Raw genomic sequence first — 21,551 nt, 5'->3', positions numbered from 1 at the left:
AAAACATGAAAATAGGAATTAACGGCTTTGGCCGTATTGGCCGTTTAGCCTTTAGGGCAGCAATTGAAAGAGCCGACATTGAAGTTGTAGGTATTAATGACCTGGTTGAGCCTGATTATATGGCTTACATGTTAAAATACGATTCAACCCACGGTCAGTTTAAAGGCACCATCGCTGTAGAAGGTGGCCATTTGGTTGTTAACGGCAAAACTATCCGCGTAACTGCCGAAAAAGATCCGGCAAACTTAAAATGGGGCGAAATTGGCGCCGAAGTTATCATCGAATCAACAGGTTTGTTTTTATCAAAAGATACTGCACAAAAACACATTGATGCCGGTGCAAAAAAAGTAGTATTAAGCGCACCAGCTAAGGATGATACCCCTACGTTTGTAATGGGCGTTAACCACAAATTATTAAAAGCTACTGATACCATTGTATCAAACGCATCGTGTACCACAAACTGCCTTGCACCAATTGCTAAAGTATTAAACGATGCTTTTGGTATTGAAGAAGGTTTGATGAGTACCATACACGCGGTAACTGCAACTCAAAAAACAGTAGATAGCCCATCGGCTAAAGACTGGAGAGGTGGCCGTGGTGCTTACCAAAACATTATCCCATCATCAACCGGCGCTGCTAAAGCAGTAACTTTGGTTATACCTGAGTTAAAAGGTAAATTAACAGGTATGAGTTTCCGTGTACCGGTTGCCGACGTATCTGTAGTTGATTTAACAGTTCGTTTGAAAAAAGCAGCTACTTACGAAGACATCAAGAAAGCGATGAAAGATGCTTCGGAAGGTGAATTAAAAGGTATTTTAGGTTACACAGAAGACGACGTAGTATCCGAAGACTTTAAAGGTGACGCACGTACCTCAATTTTTGATGCCAAAGCAGGTATCGCACTAAACGATAACTTTGTAAAAGTAGTATCATGGTACGATAACGAATGGGGCTACTCAAACAAACTGATTGACATGGTTCAGGAAGTTGGTAAACTTTAATTTAATAACACTTCTTTCAATATTGCAAAGCCGGTTGATAGCCGGCTTTGCTGTTTTAAATGTAAAGTGGGCAAGAGTTAATTTCGTCCGGCATCAGGTTTTCCTCTCTTTGTAAGTTTTTTTTCCCGCTCTGTTGGCGGTTATCATCGTCTACAATACCCACACATCACAACCATTTCGCAAACCAATCCACCAGCATTTTCATATGCTCTGGCGTGGGCCGGTGCGGTTGGTTTAGTGCAATGTTCATTTCTAATCGGTTGGATTTAGCTCCATACGCTACCTGTGCCGATTGATAGGCTATTTTTGCGCCAGGTAAGGGGCAATTGGCATCTAATTCGTTGCTTAATACCAGTAGTGGGCGCGGCGCAAACAAGCGTATCATTGATGGGCAATCAAATTCACCGGTAATGCCGGGTAGCAGTTTATCCCAAACAGCTTTAACATTGCGCTGGTTTAAAACCGAATCGCCCATGTCTTTAGCGGCCTGTAAATGAGCAGCCTGTATGGTACTTGTGCGGCCTTGCCATTTATCATTATCTAAACTCCATTTAAAGCTTTGCGCGGCAATATCCAGTACGGCAACCTTAATCCGGCTATCTACCGATGCTGCCATCCAGGTTTCAATTCCGCCCATTGATATGCCAGTCATCCCTATGCGGTTGGCTTTTACATCTGGCCGGGTAACCAGGTAATCGGTAAGTCGCCACAAATCGTAAACAGTATCCCAAAGAAACGGATGAGTTTGTTTTGCGGGGTTAGTATTTTGCCAGGCTTTAATGGCTGCGGCCACATACTCTTTTGAACCATGGTCACCACCCGGAATACGATCGCCGTGGTAGCGGGCATCAATGGCAACAGCCATCATTCCTTTTTTGGTGATTTGATAAAGCATGTTTTTGATGTCTTTATCCTGCTTGTTGCCACTTGTGCCATGTAAGCAAATAACGGTAGGGAAAGCCTTTCGGGCATGGCCAAGCGGTTTGTAGATAATTATAGGTATCTTTTCATCTTGCTCGCTATAAATGGAACCCTTTTCAATAATAACCGAATCGGTAATTATAACCTCAAACTGCGGTTGTGCGGCAACCTTCGGCCTATCCAGTATTTTATAGAAATCGGCAGCTACCTTTGCGGGAGAAGGGTATTGTTCTGTTTGGCCGAACACTACCGGCGTAAAAAAGCAAAATACAAGCAGTAAGATACAAAAGCTGTATACCCTATTTAAATCTTCTATCTTACTTTTCATGTTTTACGTTAACAACGTTTCAACACCACAGCTCCTAAAGGCGGCGCGGTTATCACTATCGAATCCTTTTTCCATTGCCATTCAACTTCTTCGGTTTTTAGCTTGGCAGAGTTAGTTGCGCCGCTACCCCAAAAATGACTATCGTCCGAGTTAAATACCTCTTTCCAGGTACCGGCATAAGGCACACCAATACGGTAATTTTTGCGGGTTACCGGTGTCATATTTAAAATAATAACCAGGTCGTTTTTGGGGTCTTTTCCCTTACGGGTGTAAACCAATACCGAATCGGTAGCATTGCCGCCATCAATCCAGGCAAAGCCATCGCTGCCAAAGTTTTTCTCGTAAAGTGCCGGTTCGCTGCGGTATAGGTAGTTAAGGGCCTTAACGGTTTGCCTTGCACCTTCGTGCGGGGCATATTGCAACAAGTGCCAATCTAACGATTGCTGAAAATTCCATTCGGCACTTTGGCCAAACTCATCGCCCATAAACAACAGTTTGGTGCCACTGTGGGTAAACATATAGCTGTATAGCAGGCGCAGGTTGGCAAATTGCTGCCACTCATCGCCGGGCATTTTGCGTAATATGGAGCGTTTGCCGTAAACCACTTCATCGTGCGATAGCGGCAGCATAAAGTTTTCGGTAAAGGCATAAACCGTGCTAAATGTAATTTTATTGTGGTGATATTTACGGTTTATCGGGTCTTCTTTAAAGTACTTCAGCGTGTCGTTCATCCAGCCCATCATCCATTTCATGCCAAAGCCCAGTCCGCCTAAAAAGGTTGGCCTGCTTACCCCCGTGAACGAGGTAGATTCTTCGGCAATGGTTTGCACATCAGGGAAGTGGCTATACACGGCCTCATTAAATTCTTTTAACAGCGAAATTGCTTCGAGGTTGGTGTTACCGCCAAAAATGTTGGGTTCCCATTCGCCATGCTTGCGCGAATAATCAAGATACAGCATTGAGGCCACAGCATCAACCCGTAAACCGTCAACATGGTAACGGTCGAGCCAAAAAAGCGCGTTGCTTATTAAAAAGGCCTTAACCTCGTTGCGCCCGTAGTTAAATATGTACGATGTCCAATCCGGGTGATAGCCCTTGCGCGGGTCGGCATGTTCGTACAAATGCGTGCCGTCAAAATTATAAATGCCATGCACATCGCCGGGGAAGTGCGATGGCACCCAGTCAAAAATAACACCAATACCGGCATTGTGCAATTCCTCTATCAGGTACATCAAATCCTGCGGACTGCCGTACCTCGACGATGCTGCAAAAAAGCCCACAATTTGGTACCCCCAACTTGGATAAAACGGATGCTCCATTAACGGCATAAATTCCACATGCGTAAAGCCCATGTCCTTAACATACGGCACCAGTTTGGCGGCCATATCGCGGTAAGTTAAAAATACGCTTGGGTCTTCCAATCCGCGGGCCCATGAGCCAAAATGAATTTCGTAAACCGAGCAGGGGGCATCCAGCGCATTGTGCTGCATGCGGTTATTCATCCAATTCTTATCGTTCCATTCGTAATAAGTATGGGTAACTATTGATGCTGTGCGCGGCGGTTCTTCCCAGCGCAAAGCAAAGGGATCGCTTTTTTCCAAATCTTCGCCGGTAGACGATTTGATGTAATATTTATACGTTTCACCGTCGCCAATATTGGGTATAAAACCCTCCCATACGCCGCTTCCGTCCCAACGTACAAACAGTGGGTGCGAGCCCCGGTTCCAGCCATTAAAATTGCCAATAACCGCAATATACTGCGCATTTGGTGCCCAAACTGCAAAATAAGTGCCCACCACGCCTTTATGCGTTACCACATGCGATCCAAACTTCTCGTACAGTTTAAAGTGCTTTCCACTTTTAAACAAACTAATATCAAAATCGGTTAATAAACTAAAAGGCTCAATGGCATTTAACGTTTCGGTTTTAACAACCGCAGCGGTTACTGCACTTTTATTAGCCGGTTTAGCTTTAACGGCAACAGCTTTATCAGCTTTTTTTGTAACTGGTTTAATCTTGTTTTCGGGTGTTGCAGGCGCTGCAGCTTCGGGAACGGCTTCGGTTAAATTGGTTTTTTTGGCCATAGTACTCGGTATATTATAGAGCTAAACAGCAATTAGGTTAATTTGATTTAGCAATCTTAATTTTGTCCAAGTTAGTATATTAATTTTGATTGTAGATGTTTGTCTGAATCAGAATTAATAGAATTTTAGAATTCACAGAATGTTGTTTCAGGGTCAGAAAATTCCTGGCAAGGGGGGATAAAGTAAGAATATTTTTCAATGCTTAATCAGAATTAACAGGATTTTAGAATTAACAGAATTTATGTCCAAATGTGAACTATCACAAGTATTCTGTTAATTCTAAAATTCAATAAATTCCGGTTCAGACAATACTCTGTTAATTCTAAAATTCAATAAATTCCGGTTCAGACAATATTCTGTTAATTCTAAAATCCCGAAAATTCTGATTAAGTCTTACTTAAATATCTGTATCATCCTAAAGTTCTTATTCGCTTTAAAGCGATAGCGTTCCAGTTCGTCAATTGTAGTCTCAATAATCTGCTTGTTATCCACCATTACCTTTGATGGTTTAAACGGCAAGCCTATTATTTTCATCTCATAATTTTCGTAACGGGGCGTATATAAACCTTCTACCGATTGTGTGATGGTCATGCTCTGTTCATCGCCAATGGTAACAAACTTTTTTTCGAGGTAAATATCCTGCTCGTAGGCAAAGGTTTCGCCATAGTCTTCAAAAAAGAAGGAGTTGGCCTCATAATTAGCATAATAAACCTGGAAAAGCAATTCTTCAATTTGCTTTTCGCCCACGTACTGCATCACCGGCGATTCTGGTATTACCGATCCTGCCTTAACAAATATCGGCATCGAATCCAGTGGTGTTTCAATAACCAGTTCGGTGCCGCCTTGTAGTTTTTCGTGCGTCCAGTAATGGTACCAATCGCCTTTGGGTAAGTAAACGGTGCGGTTTTTGACACCTGCTTCCATAACCGGACAAACCAATATTTTATCGCCAAAGGTAAACTCATCCTGGCGGTAGTGGTTTATCTCAACCTCCTGTTCCTGCATAACCAATGGCCGCAGTATAGGGAAACCATAGCGGTAATGTTCCCAAAAGGCCGAATATAAATAAGGTAACAGCCTGTAACGCAAATCAATAAATTTACGGTTAATGCTGGTATACGGTTCGCCAAAGCTCCAGGGTTCACGTTCGCGGGTATCACCGGCGGAGTGTGCCCGCATAAATGGCGAAAACACACCCAGTTGTATCCAGCGCGTAAATAACTCGCCATCGGGCTCGCCGCTAAAGCCGCCAATATCCGTTCCGCAAAACGGTACGCCCGACATTGATAACCGTTGGCATTGTATATTACCCAATTTTAGGTGTTCCCACGATGCCACATTATCGCCCGTCCAAACACAGGCATACCTTTGCAGGCCCGAGTAACCCGCTCTTGTAATTGTAAACGGGCGTTTATTCTTCATTAGTTTACGCAAGCCCTCGTATGTGGCGCGCACCATTTGCATACCATAAACATTGTGAGCTTTGCGGTGCGAACCGCGGTGCCCGTCGTACTGGTGGCGCACGTCATCAGGGAAGGTGCCGGCTCCAAACACTGCCGGTTCGTTCATGTCGTTCCAAACACCGGCAACACCTAATTGTACCAGTTCATCAAACAAACCGCCCCACCATTCGCGTACCTCGGGGTTTGTAAAATCCGGAAACTGGCAGCGGCCCGGCCAAACGTGGCCCTCCATAAAATAATCGTCGCTGCGGCGGCAAAAGTATTTTTTTTCCTTGCCCTCTTTAAACACGCCGTAATTATCGTCAACACGTATACCGGGGTCAATAATTACAACGGTTTTAAAGCCCTGGTCGCTCAGTTCCCGTATCATCTTCTTCGGATCGGGGAAGTATTTGCGGTTCCAGGTAAAACACCGGTAACCATCCATGTAATCAATATCAAGGTACAGCGCGTCGCAGGGTATTTTATTGTCCCTAAAGCCTTTGGCAATTGCCTTAACTTTACTTTCGGGATAATAGCTCCAACGGCATTGCTGGTAACCCAGTGCCCACAGCGGGGGCATAGGGTGCGTGCCGGTTAAGCTATGGTAACGCTTAACCACATCCATCATGTGCGGGCCGTGTATGTAGTAATATTGCAGCTCGCCGCCATCGGCCCAAAAGCTGGTTTTGGTTTTATCTTCGGCACCAAAATCAAAGTGCGATTTAAATGTGTTATCAAAAAATATCCCGTAGGCAATTCCCTCTTTTAAGCTGATGTAAAACGGTATGCTGCGGTACAAGGGGTCCTGGTCTTTAGCAAAAGAGTAGGCATCGGTGTTCCAGTTTTGTAAACGTTTGCCCTTCAGGTTAAGTTCGGTAGCCTTATCGCCCAGGCCAAAAAAGCTTTCGCCGTTGTGGCATTGCTTGGTGCCAAAAACATAATAGCCGCCAAAGGCCACATTCTCTTCCCAGTGCATCGGCTTGGCGTCTGAGCTGGTAACGTGGTTGTCGTTATCCGAAAAAGAGATCAGGAAATCGGCCTTGTTAATATGGCAGTTAACGGTGTTGGTACTAACTATATATTCTTTATCGGTTTCGTTTAACGAAAATACCGAAACCTTTTGCTCAAGCCCGGTAACCGCGTACGAAAACTCGTCTAAAAAAACGCTGTGCGGAGCCAGCCTCACGCGGATAATATCGTCGCTAACAATAATTACCTCAACCTTGGCATCGCCATCGGTAAAGTAGAATTTATTTCCCTCCTGTAGCACGCTTTTCACAGCACCGAGATATTTTTTCACGATGGGTTTAAGCGCGGCAACCGGATTATTCAAATGCTGAATTACGCCTTCTTCAACTAAATCATGCTCTGGTAGTTCAGGATCTTGTACTTCGTCCATTTTATTTGTGTTTGATCTGAAAAAATGAAAATTAATTAGGGTTAACCGATTGCAATAATATTGTGTTAACCTGAAATTAACTAATATATTTCAATAAACACGCCATATAAAACCTTTTGTTGAAAAAAGTGGATTATTGTTTTAGGACAATAGGTGCCATCGGGACAATAGGTTGGTAGAAAAGATTATAACAGAGATTCTTTTGCCCCGTTAGGGGCAATACTCCACTTTACAGCAAATACGCAATGAATATGAATTTGCGAATAGCTGTTGGGCATGATAACCAAAATTTGTATGTGAAAGATTTGCTAATTGATGTATTGTGCCCCTAAAGGGGCAAAATACTTTATTTTCTACCGACCTATTGTCCCGATGGGATATATTGTCCTCAGTTGTCACGACGTTATCTATCTCAGTTTTTCACGCATGTATACCCAATCTATAACTCCCTACCAGACACTCTAACAGCGAATAGATATTTTAAAAATCAATCTCAAAAACTCAGCACCAACCCACTTGCCCCTGGTATTCTAAAACCTATCCCGTTTTTAATATCCGTAGTATGGTAAACTTTATCGCCCAGCATATCGCTAAACGCGGATGCGCCATCTAAATTCCACTTGGTTAATAGTTCGGTGGGTAGCTTTACGTTAAAATCGTGAGCATTGCGGTCAAAGTTGGTTACTACCAATATGCGCTGTTTATCGGTATAACGCAGGTATGCATAGGTTTTTTGGTCAAAGCCATAGCCTTCGTGCAGGTTAAGCAGCATCAGTTCGTAAAAATCGCCAATGCTAATGGCTTCATTATTTGCAGAAACGTTAAGTAAATTACTATAAAACTCGCGCAGGTGCTTTTGCGAATCGGATAGCTGCCCGCCGTCAAACGCTCCGTTATTTACCCATTTTTGGTGTTCGGGTACACCACAGTAATCAAATATCGAAGTCCTTCCGTCATTGCCGCTAAAGCCTTCGCTGCCGTTGGCCGGCTCGCCAACTTCTTGCCCCGAATAAATCATTACCGGACCAGTAGATAACGTTGCCGTTATTATCATTGCAGGCACGGCAAGCCAGGCATCTCCAGCGAAACCGGGCGCGGCAATGCGCACCTCGTCGTGGTTTTCCAAAAAGCGCAGCATGTGTTGCGGAAATGCCACACTTTCGTGGAAACAAACGCGGTTAATATCCCAAATGGTGCAATTTGCTTCGTTGCGCATCAGGCGTTTCAAGCCATCGTATAAGCCAACTTTATCATACAAATAATCAAAGTGACCGGTAAAAATGTAAGTGCCGTATTTTGCCGAATCGTAAGCTTCGCCAATAAATATCAATGCCGGAAATTCGGTTTTTATTTTCGGGATAACCCAGCTCCAAAACTCCACCGGCACCATTTCCACCATATCGCAACGGAAACCGTCAATACCTTTGGCTGCCCAGTAATGCAATATATCGTACATTTTTTGCCAAACGGGTGGGGTAGGGGTAAAGTGCTGCTGGCGGCCATTAAGGTAGTCAACACCGTAGTTTAGCTTCACGGTTTCAAACCAATCGTTTATGCCGGGCGTGGCACTAAAAACATCGTTACCGGTTGCTTTGGCGGGCCATTCATTAAAAGTTCCGTTTTTTAGCGGATTAACAAACTCATCGCCACCGGGGTTGTAACCCGGCGGTACAACAAAAGCCTGCCCCGGCGTATAATAAAAATCATTTTGCGGACTAAACCTCCTCAATTTATCATCATCCGCACCAAAATCGCGCACGCCTTCAGGCCTGGCGTCCGAGTTATAAGTGCGGGCAATATGGTTAGGCACAAAATCAATAATCACCCGTAGGTTATTAGCATGTGTGCGTTTAACCAGGCTCCCAAATTCGCCCATCCGGTTGTTTACATCAACGGCAAGGTCGGGGTCAATATCATAATAATCCTTTACCGCATACGGCGAACCTGCCCGGCCCTTCACCACATCCGGGTCGTCGGGCTTAATTCCATACTGGCTATAATCCGTCATGGTAGCATGTTCAATTACGCCGGTGTACCAAACATGGGTAAAACCCATTGCCTTAATCTCGGTCAGGGCTTTATCGTTAATATCATTCAGCTTACCAACACCGTTTTCCTCAATCGAACCATAAAATTTATTGGTGGTGTTGGTATTACCAAACAACCTCGGTAGCATTTGGTAAATGATGAGTTTATGATTGGTTTTTTGATCCATTATACTACGTTGATTGTGTATTAATGATTTACAAATGTAGGTTGTGTTTAAATTGGTGTATATGTTTGCAGTATCTCTAATAAACGTATAAATTTTTGTTCTTCTAAAGGAGTTGCGTCCTTAAATTTAAGTGAATTTATGCTGATGCCTAAGTAAACATTATAAGATAGAGTCATTTCGCTGCCTTCAAAATCAAAATCCCAATATAAATCATCAAAGCCGTCAAATTTATTTTTGTAATTGATGCCTGTGAGAGATGCTAATAATTCAGCGAATAAATAAAAATCAGCATAATCGCAATTATCATCAATGGTCAATTGTTTAATACCATTCGGGGTGATCTCTATTCTCATATTACAACCCCATCAACCTCTCCAGCGTCATCTCACTTAACCCACTCACCACCAAATTCGCCTTCCCCAAAACATCTGCCGAACCAATCCCCACGCTCTTCATTCCTCCCGCAATAGCGGCTTCAATCCCGGCAATGGCATCCTCAAAAACCACACACTCATTAGGTTGTACGCCTACCGCTTCGGCACCTTTTAAAAACACTTCGGGGTCGGGTTTGGCTTTGCTAACCTTGTTACCGTCAATAATGGCATCAAAAAGGTTAACCATGTTAATCTTCTCCAATATCATCATCGAGTTTTTACTTGCCGAACCTAATGCCGTTTTCAGCCCTGCATTGCGGCAATCCTCAACAAATTGTTTGGCGCCGGGCAAAACCTCATCAGGCTTCATTCGGCTTATCATTTCAACATACCAGGTGTTTTTCAGGGTAGCCAGTTGCTCCTGCTCGGCCTCGGTTTTAGTAACCCCGCCCCAGCCCAGTATCAGTTGGAGCGATCGTACACGGCTCACGCCTTTTAACTGTTCGTTCTGGTGTTCGGTAAAATCAAAACCCAGGCTGTTAGCTAACTGCTTCCAGGCTTTGTAGTGGTACACGGCCGTGTCAACAATCACGCCGTCAAGGTCAAAAAGGCAAGCTTTAATAGTGCTCATGGTGTTAATGTAAAGTTCTCTAAAGTATCATTTTATTAATTACCAACATAAAATATGCGGGCCAATAAAAACAAACAGGTTAATTATTGTGTAACACAGTCAATACAATTGTAAATTATAGTAATAGTTTTATTTAACTTAGAGCAAAAAGAAACCTCCCCCGATTATGAAATTCTTTATAGCCTGTTTGGTGTCGTTTTGTACACTATTGCTGATATGGGCACTACAAACTAAATTTGGCGACATACCGCCTATAGGCAAGTTTTTAAACCCGGTTAGCGGTTTTTGGCAAAACGCCGAAAGCAAAAATATTGATACTAAGCGCAATATTAAACTCGATGGTTTAAGCGGTAACATTACCATTAAATACGACGAGTACATGATACCCCATATTTTTGCCGATAACGACCACGACCTGTACTTTGCGCAGGGCTATGTTACCGCGCAAGACAGGCTTTGGCAAATGGATATTCAAACCCGCTCGGCATCGGGCCGCTTATCCGAAGTTGTGGGCCCCAAAGCGCTCGATCTTGATAGGTACCACCGCCGCATGGGTATGGTTTTTGGTGCCGAAAACACGCTGAAAGAGTGCATGAAAGACCCACAGGTAAAAGCCATGCTAATGGCCTATTGCGATGGCGTGAATGCTTACATTCATAACCTGCCATCAAAATATTACCCTATAGAGTTTAAGCTGCTTGATTACGCTCCCGAAGATTATACACCGCTGGATTGCACCCTGGTGCTCAAACTCATGTCCGAAACGTTAGCCGGTGGCTCGGATGATTTTCAACTAACCAACACCCTTAAATACTTTGGTGCCAAGGTTACCAATGATTTGTTTCCCGACCATTATTTTAAGGACGACCCCATCATCCCCACAGGCACAAAATGGGATTTTAAACCGCTGCCCATCCCTAAACCATCAAAAGGTTTTATTGGTGAGATGACCGATACCATAAAAACCAAACAAAAGGTTGATGGCATTGGCAGCAACAATTGGGTTGTGGCAGGCAGCCGCTCGGCAAACGGCTATCCCATTTTAGCTAACGATCCTCACCTTAACCTAACCTTCCCTTCCATTTGGTATCAGGTACAATTGGCTGCGCCGGGTGTAAATGTAAATGGTGTTTCGCTGCCCGGTACACCGGCTGTTATTATAGGCTTTAACCAGCACATTGGCTGGGGCGTAACCAATGTAGATGCCGATGTTTTAGATTGGTACCAAATACGGTTTAAAGATTTGAGTAAAAAAGAATACTGGTACAACGGCAAATGGATACCCGATACCCGCCGCGTGGAAGAAATTAAGATACGCGGCCAAAAAACCATGTTCGATACCGTTATTTACACCCACATTGGCCCCGTGGTTTATGCATCGGGCAATAGTAAACCCAAAATGGGCCGTGCGGCAAATGTGCCCGTTGGCCACGCCCTGCGCTGGATAGCGCACGATCCTTCGTTAGAGTTTAAAACCTTTTACCTGCTTAACCGCGGTAAAAACTATACCGATTATCGCGAGGCGTTAAAATACTTTTCGGCACCTGCCCAAAACTTTATTTTTGCCAGTAATGATAAAGATATAGCCATTACGCCAAACGGAAAATTCCCGCTGAAATATAAAGATCAGGGTAAATATATTTTAGATGGTGGCGATACCGCCGATGCCTGGCACGTTTTTATCCCGATGGAGCAAAACCCAACCGTTAAAAATCCCGAACAAGGTTTCCTGAGTTCGGCCAATCAGGAATCAACCGATAGCACTTATCCCTATTATATCAATTGGCACTTTAGCTCGTACACCCGTGGCAAACGTATAAACGATAAATTGAGGGCCATGCACCATGCAACGGTTGATAGCCTGCGCCTTTTACAAACTGATAATTACAGCATATTTGCCGAAGATGTTTTAGGTACCATGCTTGCCGATCTCGATCAATCAAAAATGAGCGGTGAGCAAAAACAAGCCTACAAAGTAATAGCCACCTGGGATAAACAATATTCGGCGGGCTCTATAGCCGCCAGTATTTTTGATTTATGGTGGACTAAATTGTACCTGGCCATTTGGAGTGATGATTTTACCGTGAAAAAAGACATCAACATTCAGCTTAAATGGCCAAGTAACTACCGTACAATTGAATTGCTAACCACCCAAAAAACCTCCAAATGGTACGACGATTCGCGAACCCAGGAGGTTGAAACGCGCGCAGCCCTCATCAACAAATCGTTTGATGGCACAATTGATTCTCTAACACGCAAATACGGCAAGTTAGGAGCAACATGGCAGTGGGGAACGGTTAAGGGTTCGGATATAGCCCACTTAGGTAATGTTCCTGGTTTTGGTACAGGCCCTTTCTCGGCAGGCGGGGCCGCAGGAGTAATCAATGCCCTGTCCGACACGCACGGCCCTTCATGGCGAATGGTGCTGCAATTTGGCCCTAAAGTACAAGGCTACGGTGTGTTTCCCGGCGGCGAATCGGGCAATCCCGGCAGCTATTATTACGATAACATGTTCACCACCTGGAAAAACGGCCAGTTAAACCCACTATTGTTTTTACAAACCCCAACTGATGCCGCCGCTCACATTAAAACAACTTTAACCCTTAGCAACAAATAATTATGTTATTCTTCATCATACTCATATTAAGCCTGGTGGTAAGTTTTGTATTACCCTGGTGGGTAGTTGCCATTATTTCGTTTTTATCGGCACTGGTTATAGCCAAAACGTTGTCGCATGCTTTTTGGTCGGCTTTTTTAGCCATATTTATAGTTTGGGTAGTGTTGGCTCTGTTTAAAAGCGTACCCAACAACCACATATTAGCCACCCGCGTTGCCCACCTTTTACCCTTGGGCGGGCAATGGATAGTGCTTTTATTAATAACCGGGTTTATTGGTGGTTTAGTTGCGGGTTTATCTGCCCTATCAGGAGCTTTGTTTAAAAAAGCCATTAAAAACTGAATTTAATATGTAAGTTTTATTTAACCAGGCTTAATGCTAATTTATCGGCTCGCAAATAATTTCAAATAAGTTATCTTTGCGGTAATGAGCCAGCCGGGTAAAAAACAGGTATTTTCTATCGCTAACAGCGGGCAATTTAACACAATTGCTTTACACGTATTTCGTCACCAGGCCAAAAACTGTGCTGTTTACCGTCAGTTTTTAAACGGGTTAAATGTTGATATTGATTCAATTACCGCTATCGGTCAAATTCCGTTTTTACCTATCGAGTTTTTTAAATCGCATAAAGTTTTAAGTGTTGATAGCAATGCCGAGGTTACGTTTACCAGTTCGGGCACAACGGGTGTAATTACCAGTAGCCACCTCGTTACCGATGTGAGCTGGTATGTTGATAGTTTCCGCAAAGCATTCGGCCTGTTTTATGGCAATATCCAATTGTACACCGTTTTGGCTTTGCTGCCCTCGTACCTGGAGCGCGAAGGCTCGTCGCTCATTTACATGGCGGATGATCTCATCAAACAATCGCAAAACCCGGATAGCGGGTTCTATCTCTATAACCACGAGGATTTGTACAAGCAATTAGTAAGGCAGCAAAATGCGAAAAAGCCTACGCTTTTAATTGGCGTTACCTTCGCACTATTAGATTTTATTGAGCAATACAGCATAAACTTCCCCGAACTCATTGTAATGGAAACAGGAGGGATGAAGGGCCGCCGCAAGGAGATGATTCGCGAAGAACTTCATCACGATTTATGCAAAGGTTTTGGCGTTGAAACGATCCATTCCGAGTACGGGATGACGGAGTTACTTTCGCAGGCTTACTCAAAAGGAGAGGGTGTTTTTAACTGCCCGCCCTGGATGCAAATCATCATTCGCGATACCAACGACCCCTTTACTAACCTGTCTTATGGTAAAGCAGGCGGTATAGATATTATCGACCTGGCTAACATCAATTCCTGCTCTTTTTTAGCAACGCAGGATCTGGGTAAAGTTGAGGCCGATGGCTCGTTCCAGATACTTGGCCGGTTTGACCATTCGGATATTCGCGGCTGTAACCTTTTAATTGGCTGATAAAGCAAACCATAACTAAAAAATATTCTTTATTTTTGTCACAAAGCATTAATCATCAAACTATGATCGAGAAATTTTTGAACGACCAGCAAGATCCTAAAGCCATTGAAAAGGTTTACTCGCGCCTGGTTGACCTTCGTACAACCGACGAAGAAATTTTATATATAGCGGTACAAAAAAAACCTATAGTTAATGTATTGCCCGATTGCATTGCTTTAACCAACAAACGCATCTTGTTTTTTACTCCGGCCAACCTTGGCCTATCAATGAAATTTGTTGATTTTGTTTGGAAAGATGTTGTTGATGTACAAACCAAGGAAGAAATTTTAGGAGCCGTATTCAGCGTTAAAACCGCTAACGGTGCCGAAATGGGTGTTGATTACCTGCCTAAAATACAGGCTCGCAAATTATACCAATACGCCCAGGAGCGTAAAGAGGCCGAGCGCGAAGCCCGCCGCCAGCGTGATTTGGAAGAAAAACGTGCCGAATCTGGCGCCATGCATTTTGAGGCACCCATTACACCAGCCTATCAGCCACCCGTAGTGGCACCAACACCGGCCTACATACCGCTGCCGCCTGCTCCCGAGCCGGTTGCTATAGCACCACCCGAGCCGGTTGTTGCAGCAAAGCCTGATGAATTAACCGAAAAGCTAAAAAAATTAAAAACTCTGTTCGATCATGGTTTGATTTCGCAGGAAGAGTATAACCTCAAAAAAATGGACTTGTTGAGCGATTTTTAAGGCAATAATCGGTCATCAAAACTAAAAGGTTCAACACTAATAATCGTCAGTTTTGCTGCCCCCGTATGTAGGGGATTAGCCAGATAATTAAATTCTTCGGTTACAATTGACGAAGGTACTTTAAGCAGCAGGTTTTTATTTTCGGATAAAAACCTGTCGCCTTTTTCCTTTAAAATCGGCACACTGGAGTTCTTCCAGTTTTTGGGCAAAGTGCTTAAATCAACTGTTTCGTAATCATCCGGTGCTTCAATACTCACCATAACATAGTTATCCGGAATAATTAAAGGCGATAAGTGTACCAATACTTCTAAAACGGCGAGTGATCGGCTTGATGTTAGGTAAAGCATAGCTTTGCCTTTGTTGTTCCACCGGCCACCATAAGCCTTTGCACCCGCTCCCGACAGGTCGTTGGCGTAAGTTTGTTTAGTTAATCGGTAAAGTATCACTATGCAAAAATGCCGTGCTCTATGCGGCCCAATTCATCTAAAACCATATTAAACCCAAACGAAGTATCTAATAACGACAGCGGTGCTTCGCCTTTAAATACCACACTTGGTGTTCGTATCCATATTTTAAATTTTTCTATAGCACCAAAAACCTCGGCACCCCTGTCATAAAGGCGGGCCAATGCGATGGCTTTTTCGGAGTACTCGGTTTTAATAACATCGGCATCATCATAGCGCTGTAGTGTGCGCTCGGATATGTGCATAATATCGGATATTTCTTGTTGGGTTAGCGATATGTTTTTTGCCATTTGCATTAACGTATGCTTTGGCAAGCCCTTACGGGTTAAGTTTAAAATATCCCACTCATTGGCAGCGGTACTAAATTTTGCTCCGCCCAAAATATTAATAAAAGGCGTACCGGTGTTGTGTGCGGTATAGTATGGGGCCTGTGGCTCTTTTACTACGTTATCCTCGGTTTTCTTTTGCTTGTACGACATAATAACAAATATATTTACATTTTGTCGTAATTTCAAATTTTATACCAATTTATAAAAATTTTATCTGTCTCTTGTTTTACACTACCCAGCAATTTTAAATACAAAAAAGGCCATCTCTACCTTATTGAGAAATGACCTTTTTTGTTCGTATCCTAAATACCGGCTACTCTATAATTATCAAAAAGTAATTCTTTTTGCCTTTTTGTGCAACCAAAAACTTGTTGTTAATTAATTGCTCTGTACCATAAATATCGTCGGCAGTGGCCACTTTTGCTTTGTTAATGGCAACACCACCACTTTGTATCATTTTTTTTGCTTCTCCCTTTGATGGAAAAACCGCCGATTTTGTAGCAAGCAAATCGGTAACGTTTATGCCTGCGCTATAATCTTCTTTGTCGATATTAAAGTTGGGCACTCCGCTAAACAGCGCAATAACTTCTTTATCGCTCAACTCATTCAAAAACTCGATGCCCGTACCGCCAAACAAAAACTCGCTCGATTTAATGGCCTTCTCATACTCGGCCTCGCCATGTACGCGCACCGTAATGTCTTTAGCCAAGGCCTTTTGTAGTGTCCTCAAATGCGGAGCTGCAAAATGTTCGGTTTCTAAAGCTTCTATCGTTTCTTTATCAAACAGGGTAAATATCCTAACATAGCTTTTTGCATCCTCGTCGCTGGCGTTTAACCAAAACTGGTAAAACTGGTATGGCGATGTTTTTTCGGCATCAAGCCATATATTGCCGCCTTCGCTTTTGCCAAACTTGCTGCCATCGGCCTTTTTAATTAACTGTGTGGTTAAGGCAAAGGCTTCGCCGGCATCTTTGCGCCTTATAAATTCTGTTCCGGTAACAATATTTCCCCATTGGTCGCTGCCGCCCATTTGCAGCATGCAGTTTTTGTTTTTCCACAAGTAGTAAAAATCATAACCCTGCACCAGTTGGTAGCTAAATTCGGTGAAGCTCATGCCGGTATCGCCGCTTATCCGGTTTTTAACCGAATCTTTGGCCATCATGTAGTTTACGGTAATGTGCTTGCCTACATCGCGTATAAAATCCAGAAAGGTAAAATCTTTAAACCAGTCGTAATTATTAACCACTTCGGCACTGTTTTGGCCGCAGTCAAAATCCAAAAATTTCTCTAACTGGCCTTGTATGCCGTTCAGGTTTTTTTGCAATACATCTTCGGATAATAAGTTACGCTCCGCCGATTTACCCGATGGGTCGCCCACCATACCGGTAGCGCCGCCAACCAAAGCAAAAGGCTTGTGCCCGGCGCGCTGAAAGTGTATCAGCGTCATAATTTGGGCCAGGCTGCCCACGTGCAGCGAATCCGAGGTAGGGTCAAAACCTATATATCCAGATACCATTCCCTTGTTTAACAGGTCTTCGGTACCGGGCATAATATCGTGTAAAATGCCTCTCCAGCGTAGTTCTTCAACAAAATTCATATCACAATTTTTATTCGGAAAGGCGCAAATATAGCACAATCGGGCAAAAGTAACTTTCGTTTTTTAGTTCATCTTAGTCAAATAATTTTTGTACCTTTCCCATTAAGCCGCCTTTCGGGGATACGACTATGAATTTTCTATCGCACTTTTATTTCGACCGCCATACAACCGATCCTTATCATATTTTAGGAACCGTACTGCCCGATTTGCTTAAAAATGCCGATAAGAGTTTCAATATCCATCCCGAGAAACTACCCAAACATCCCGATAATGCAGTTAATTGCATTATTGAAGGCTGGAAGCGGCACCTCGAGGTGGATAAGTATTTTCATTCATCAGCTTTTTTTACCCATCATTCGCACCAGTTAAAATTGGTTTTAGCCCCGGCAATTGTAGGCTCGGTGGTAAAACCGTTTTTTTTGGGTCACATTGCATTAGAGCTTATTTTAGATAATTTGCTCATTACCAAAAGCAAGCTCAATGTTGACGAATTTTACCATCACCTGGATAGGATAGAGGCCGAAAAACTGGAAATTTTTTTTAGTTACAGCGGTTTAGATAATTCGGCTAAGTTTTTTAAATTTTTTGCCGATTTTAAAAAGCACCGTTACTTGCATACTTATGCCGAAAGTGCCCAAATAGCTTACGCTTTAAAGCGTATTTGTATGCGTGTTTGGCAGGATCCGTTTACCAAAGAGCAGGAAGAAAGCATGACCGACGTACTTTTGCAATACCGTTTGCAATTAATGGCAAACTACACGCAAATATTTAACGATATCGACCTTTATTTGGCTTCATTGTAATACAGTGCACAAATTTTTGAGGTTCGCCAATTTTTGAGGCGTTTTAAAACAGGCGTTTGCAATAAAAAACTTCCTATAAATCAGCTAATAAGATAAAAAATATTTTTTTGTTAATTAAATATATCCGTACCTTTGCAGTCCCAATTGAATTGGGAAAAGGAGATAAATTATTTAATGGCAAAAAAACAAGAAGCAGAAAAAGAATTAAAGGCTAAAGAAGCCGAGTTGGGTATCGAAACGCTACCTAAAGAAAAAGAAAGCATCGAATCAGAAGCTGATTCACTTTCTATTGAGCAAATCAAATCAACAATCGCCCATGTAAAACCTGAGGATTTTGATTGGGATGCTGATGACAAAAAATTTGGTAACTACAGCGACTCTGATCGTGAAGCCTTAGAAAAATTGTATGACGGAACTTTCAGTTCAATCAACAAAGGCGAAATCATCAGCGGTATCGTAGTTAACATTAACAACAAAGATGTGGTATTAAACATTGGCTTTAAGTCTGATGGTTTGGTATCGCTATCCGAATTCCGTGATACACCAGATTTGAAAGTTGGTGACGAAGTGGATGTGTTTGTTGAATCGCAAGAAGATGCTAACGGTCAGTTAGTTCTTTCTCGTAAACGCGCAAAAACTCAAAAATCATGGGAGCGTATTAACAGTGCTTTAGATAACGATGAAATTATCACTGGTTTTGTGAAGAGCAGAACTAAGGGTGGTTTAATTGTAGATATAATGGGCGTTGAAGCCTTTTTACCAGGTTCACAAATCGATATTAAACCAATACGCGATTACGATGTGTACGTTGGTAAAACAATGGAATTTAAAGTTGTTAAAATTAACCACGAGTTTAAAAACGTAGTGGTATCGCACAAAGTGCTGATTGAAGACGATTTGGAAAACCAAAAAACAGAAATTGTTGCCAAGCTTGAAAAAGGCCAGGTATTAGAAGGTACCGTTAAAAACATTACCGATTTTGGTGTATTCATCGATTTGGGTGGTGTTGATGGTTTACTTCACATTACCGATATTAGCTGGGGCCGCATAGAGCATCCGAAAGAAGTATTGGCATTAGATCAAAAGATCAACGTTGTTGTTCTGGATTTTGATGACGAGAAAAAACGTATCGCTTTAGGCTTAAAACAATTAACTCCTCACCCTTGGCAGTCGTTAGATGAAAATCTGGTAATTGGTTCTAAGGTTAAAGGTAAAATTGTTACCGTTGCCGATTACGGTGCATTCCTTGAAATTATCCCGGGTGTTGAAGGTTTAATCCACGTGTCAGAAATGTCATGGTCACAAAACTTACGCAACCCACAAGAATTCTTGAAAGTTGGCGACGAAGTTGAGGCTCAGGTATTAACCTTAGATCGCGACGATCGCAAAATGAGTTTAGGTATTAAACAATTAACTCCCGATCCGTGGCAACATGCTGCCGAGAAATATGCTCAAGGCACTCAGCACATCGCTACAGTTAAAAACATGACTAACTTTGGTGTGTTTGTTGAACTGGAAGACGGTATTGATGGTTTGATCCACATCAGCGACCTTTCATGGTCTAAAAAAGTAAATCACCCTAACGAATTCACTAAAGTTGGTGAAAAATTAGACGTGGTTGTTTTAGAACTTGATGTTGATAACCGCAAACTAAGCTTAGGCCACAAACAACTGGAAGAAAACCCTTGGGATACTTTTGAAACCATCTTCACTATCGATTCGATACACGAAGGTACTGTGTTAAAAGTAACTGATAAAGGTGCTATAGTTGCTTTACCTTATGGTGTTGAAGGCTTTGTGCCAACAAAACACATGGTTAAAGAAGATGGGAAGAGCTTAAAGGGCGACGATACAGGCGAATTCAAAATCATTGAATTTAACAAAGAAAATAAACGTATTGTTATTTCACATGCCCGTATATGGGAAGAAGCGCGTACCGAAGCAAGGGTTCAGGAATTTGAGAACCGCAAAAAAGAAGCTAAGGTTGCTACCAACGCAGTAAAGAAAGTTAAAGATTCGGTTGAAAAATCAACTTTAGGCGATTTGAGCGTGTTGGCCCAATTGAAAGAGCAAATGGAAGGTGCCGAAAGCAAAGCCCGCAAGGCTCCTGCAGCAGCTCCGGCTAAAAAAGAAGAAGCAACACCAGAGGCAACTGAAGAAGAATCAGAAGAAGCCGCTAAATAAGCTTTTAAATAATTTTCTCTCAAAGCCCTGTTCTTAATTGAACAGGGCTTTTTTGCGTTTATATTTTACTGCTCCGGCGGATGGACGTTATATAATTTGGCATCGTGCAAACTTATCTTAAGTAAGTTTGCGTTAAAATTAAAGTCCGTTCATGGGATTCTAATCACAACTTCATGAAAAAACTTTTCCTGCTTTTTTTATTATTAAACTTTGCTGCCCAGGCACAGCAACAAATTAAATGGCCCAACAACAAAAAGGCCGTTATTGTGCTTACTTATGATGATGCTTTGTTAACACAACTTAATACCGCAGTGCCCCAGCTTGATGCTGCTCGCCTAAAGGCAACCTTTTTTATTACCGGTGATGTTAACAGCCAAACCATATCCCGCTGGCGCAAACTTGGCCAAAAAGGTTACGAGTTAGCAAACCATACACTGTTTCATCCCTGTGCAAGCAGCAATGATAACCCTGTATCGTCTGATAATTATACCGCTTACCGTATGATACGCGAAATTGAAGTGATGAACCATTTTTTATACGCAATTGACGGTAAAACAAGCCGTACCTATGCCTACCCGTGTACAGAAATAACCGCAGGTGGAAAAAGTTATGTTGATACCTTAAAATATTACAATCTGGTAAAATATGCACGCATTGGCGGCGATTCAAATGCTGTAATTACCGATTTTAAAAACCTCGATCCATTGCAGGTGCCATCTTACGGGATTAAAGATAACACAACCGGGGCCCAACTTATAGCCTTTGTAAAACGGGTACAACAAAGCGGCGGCATGGGCGTACTGATGTTTCACGGCATAGGCGGCGATTACATTACAACGCCCGCCGAAGCACACAAACAATTGCTGGCCTATCTAAATAAAAACCGGAAAGAGATTTGGGTGGCAACATTTCAGCAGGCGATGGATTATATAACCGAGGCAGGTAAATCAAATAGTTTTGTTCCTTTGGAGTAATCCAACTGAGAAGCTATCTTATTCTACAGCAGA

The 21,551-nt window shown here is 42.7% G+C and carries 17 protein-coding genes; 8 read left to right on the top strand and 9 right to left on the bottom strand.

Annotated elements, in window-relative coordinates:
• The first annotated feature begins 5 nt into the window (after nt 1-5).
• Nucleotides 6-1,001, top strand: coding sequence for a type I glyceraldehyde-3-phosphate dehydrogenase (gap, locus tag BDD43_RS26620; RefSeq protein ID WP_121201268.1), 996 nt, complete (start codon nt 6-8; stop codon nt 999-1,001).
• Nucleotides 1,002-1,167: 166 nt separating this feature from the next.
• Here the strand turns inward: gap and BDD43_RS26615 are convergent, their stop codons facing one another.
• From BDD43_RS26615 to pgmB, 6 genes are all read right to left on the bottom strand, one after another.
• Nucleotides 1,168-2,250 carry an alpha/beta hydrolase family protein gene (locus BDD43_RS26615; protein ID WP_121201267.1) on the bottom strand — a complete coding sequence of 361 codons (1,083 nt, stop codon included), beginning with the start codon at nt 2,248-2,250 and terminating at the stop codon, nt 1,168-1,170.
• Between the two features lie 8 nt (nt 2,251-2,258).
• Nucleotides 2,259-4,334, bottom strand: a complete 2,076-nt coding sequence (glgB, locus tag BDD43_RS26610; RefSeq protein WP_121201266.1) for a 1,4-alpha-glucan branching protein GlgB — start codon at nt 4,332-4,334, stop codon at nt 2,259-2,261.
• A gap of 393 nt (nt 4,335-4,727) precedes the next feature.
• Nucleotides 4,728-7,178: a glycoside hydrolase family 31 protein gene (locus tag BDD43_RS26605; RefSeq protein WP_121201265.1), complete on the bottom strand. Its 2,451-nt coding sequence runs from the start codon at nt 7,176-7,178 to the stop codon at nt 4,728-4,730.
• 493 nt (nt 7,179-7,671) lie between these two features.
• Nucleotides 7,672-9,354: an alpha-amylase family glycosyl hydrolase gene (locus BDD43_RS26600; protein WP_394339643.1), complete on the bottom strand. Its 1,683-nt coding sequence runs from the start codon at nt 9,352-9,354 to the stop codon at nt 7,672-7,674.
• 86 nt (nt 9,355-9,440) lie between these two features.
• Nucleotides 9,441-9,746: a DUF3630 family protein gene (locus BDD43_RS26595; protein ID WP_121201263.1), complete on the bottom strand. Its 306-nt coding sequence runs from the start codon at nt 9,744-9,746 to the stop codon at nt 9,441-9,443.
• A 1-nt stretch (nt 9,747) separates the two neighbouring features.
• Nucleotides 9,748-10,398, bottom strand: a complete 651-nt coding sequence (gene pgmB / locus BDD43_RS26590) for a beta-phosphoglucomutase (RefSeq protein ID WP_121201262.1) — start codon at nt 10,396-10,398, stop codon at nt 9,748-9,750.
• 166 nt (nt 10,399-10,564) lie between these two features.
• Here pgmB and BDD43_RS26585 point away from each other — a divergent pair, with 166 nt between their 5' ends.
• The 4 genes from BDD43_RS26585 to BDD43_RS26570 all read left to right on the top strand — a co-directional run bounded on the left by BDD43_RS26585 (nt 10,565) and on the right by BDD43_RS26570 (nt 15,167).
• Entirely contained in the window at nt 10,565-13,015 is a 2,451-nt protein-coding gene (locus BDD43_RS26585) for a penicillin acylase family protein (protein WP_121201261.1), read from the top strand.
• 2 nt (nt 13,016-13,017) lie between these two features.
• Complete coding sequence (locus tag BDD43_RS26580; protein ID WP_121201260.1) at nt 13,018-13,356, top strand: hypothetical protein; 339 nt, start codon at nt 13,018-13,020, stop codon at nt 13,354-13,356.
• An 84-nt stretch (nt 13,357-13,440) separates the two neighbouring features.
• A complete protein-coding gene (locus BDD43_RS26575; protein WP_121201259.1) occupies nt 13,441-14,427 on the top strand; it encodes a LuxE/PaaK family acyltransferase in 987 nt (328 codons plus the stop codon).
• Between the two features lie 62 nt (nt 14,428-14,489).
• Entirely contained in the window at nt 14,490-15,167 is a 678-nt protein-coding gene (locus BDD43_RS26570; RefSeq protein ID WP_121201258.1) for a PH domain-containing protein, read from the top strand.
• On the opposite strand, the gene BDD43_RS26565 is transcribed toward BDD43_RS26570, so the two are convergent.
• From BDD43_RS26565 to tyrS, 3 genes are all read right to left on the bottom strand, one after another.
• Nucleotides 15,164-15,613 carry an RES family NAD+ phosphorylase gene (locus BDD43_RS26565; protein WP_162847179.1) on the bottom strand — a complete coding sequence of 150 codons (450 nt, stop codon included), beginning with the start codon at nt 15,611-15,613 and terminating at the stop codon, nt 15,164-15,166. The two genes, BDD43_RS26570 and BDD43_RS26565, sit on opposite strands and share 4 nt — an antisense overlap.
• Nucleotides 15,613-16,110, bottom strand: a complete 498-nt coding sequence (gene parS / locus BDD43_RS26560; protein ID WP_121201256.1) for a type II RES/Xre toxin-antitoxin system antitoxin — start codon at nt 16,108-16,110, stop codon at nt 15,613-15,615. Before parS ends, BDD43_RS26565 begins: the two co-directional genes overlap by 1 nt.
• A 163-nt stretch (nt 16,111-16,273) precedes the next feature.
• Complete coding sequence (tyrS, locus tag BDD43_RS26555) at nt 16,274-17,557, bottom strand: tyrosine--tRNA ligase (protein WP_121201255.1); 1,284 nt, start codon at nt 17,555-17,557, stop codon at nt 16,274-16,276.
• A 128-nt stretch (nt 17,558-17,685) separates the two neighbouring features.
• On the opposite strand from tyrS, the gene BDD43_RS26550 reads away from it, so the two are divergent.
• From BDD43_RS26550 to BDD43_RS26540, 3 genes are all read left to right on the top strand, one after another.
• Nucleotides 17,686-18,360 (top strand): hypothetical protein, encoded by a 675-nt coding sequence (locus tag BDD43_RS26550; RefSeq protein WP_121201254.1) that lies wholly within the window; start codon nt 17,686-17,688, stop codon nt 18,358-18,360.
• A 174-nt stretch (nt 18,361-18,534) separates the two neighbouring features.
• Nucleotides 18,535-20,544 carry a 30S ribosomal protein S1 gene (gene rpsA, locus BDD43_RS26545; protein ID WP_121202136.1) on the top strand — a complete coding sequence of 670 codons (2,010 nt, stop codon included), beginning with the start codon at nt 18,535-18,537 and terminating at the stop codon, nt 20,542-20,544.
• Nucleotides 20,545-20,717: 173 nt separating this feature from the next.
• Entirely contained in the window at nt 20,718-21,518 is an 801-nt protein-coding gene (locus BDD43_RS26540; protein ID WP_121201253.1) for a polysaccharide deacetylase family protein, read from the top strand.
• Nucleotides 21,519-21,551 lie beyond the last annotated feature (33 nt).

The sequence above is a fragment of the Mucilaginibacter gracilis genome, assembly GCF_003633615.1.
Taxonomy (GTDB): Bacteria; Bacteroidota; Bacteroidia; order Sphingobacteriales; family Sphingobacteriaceae; genus Mucilaginibacter; species Mucilaginibacter gracilis.
This window is presented reverse-complemented; position numbering and strand designations above follow the sequence as displayed.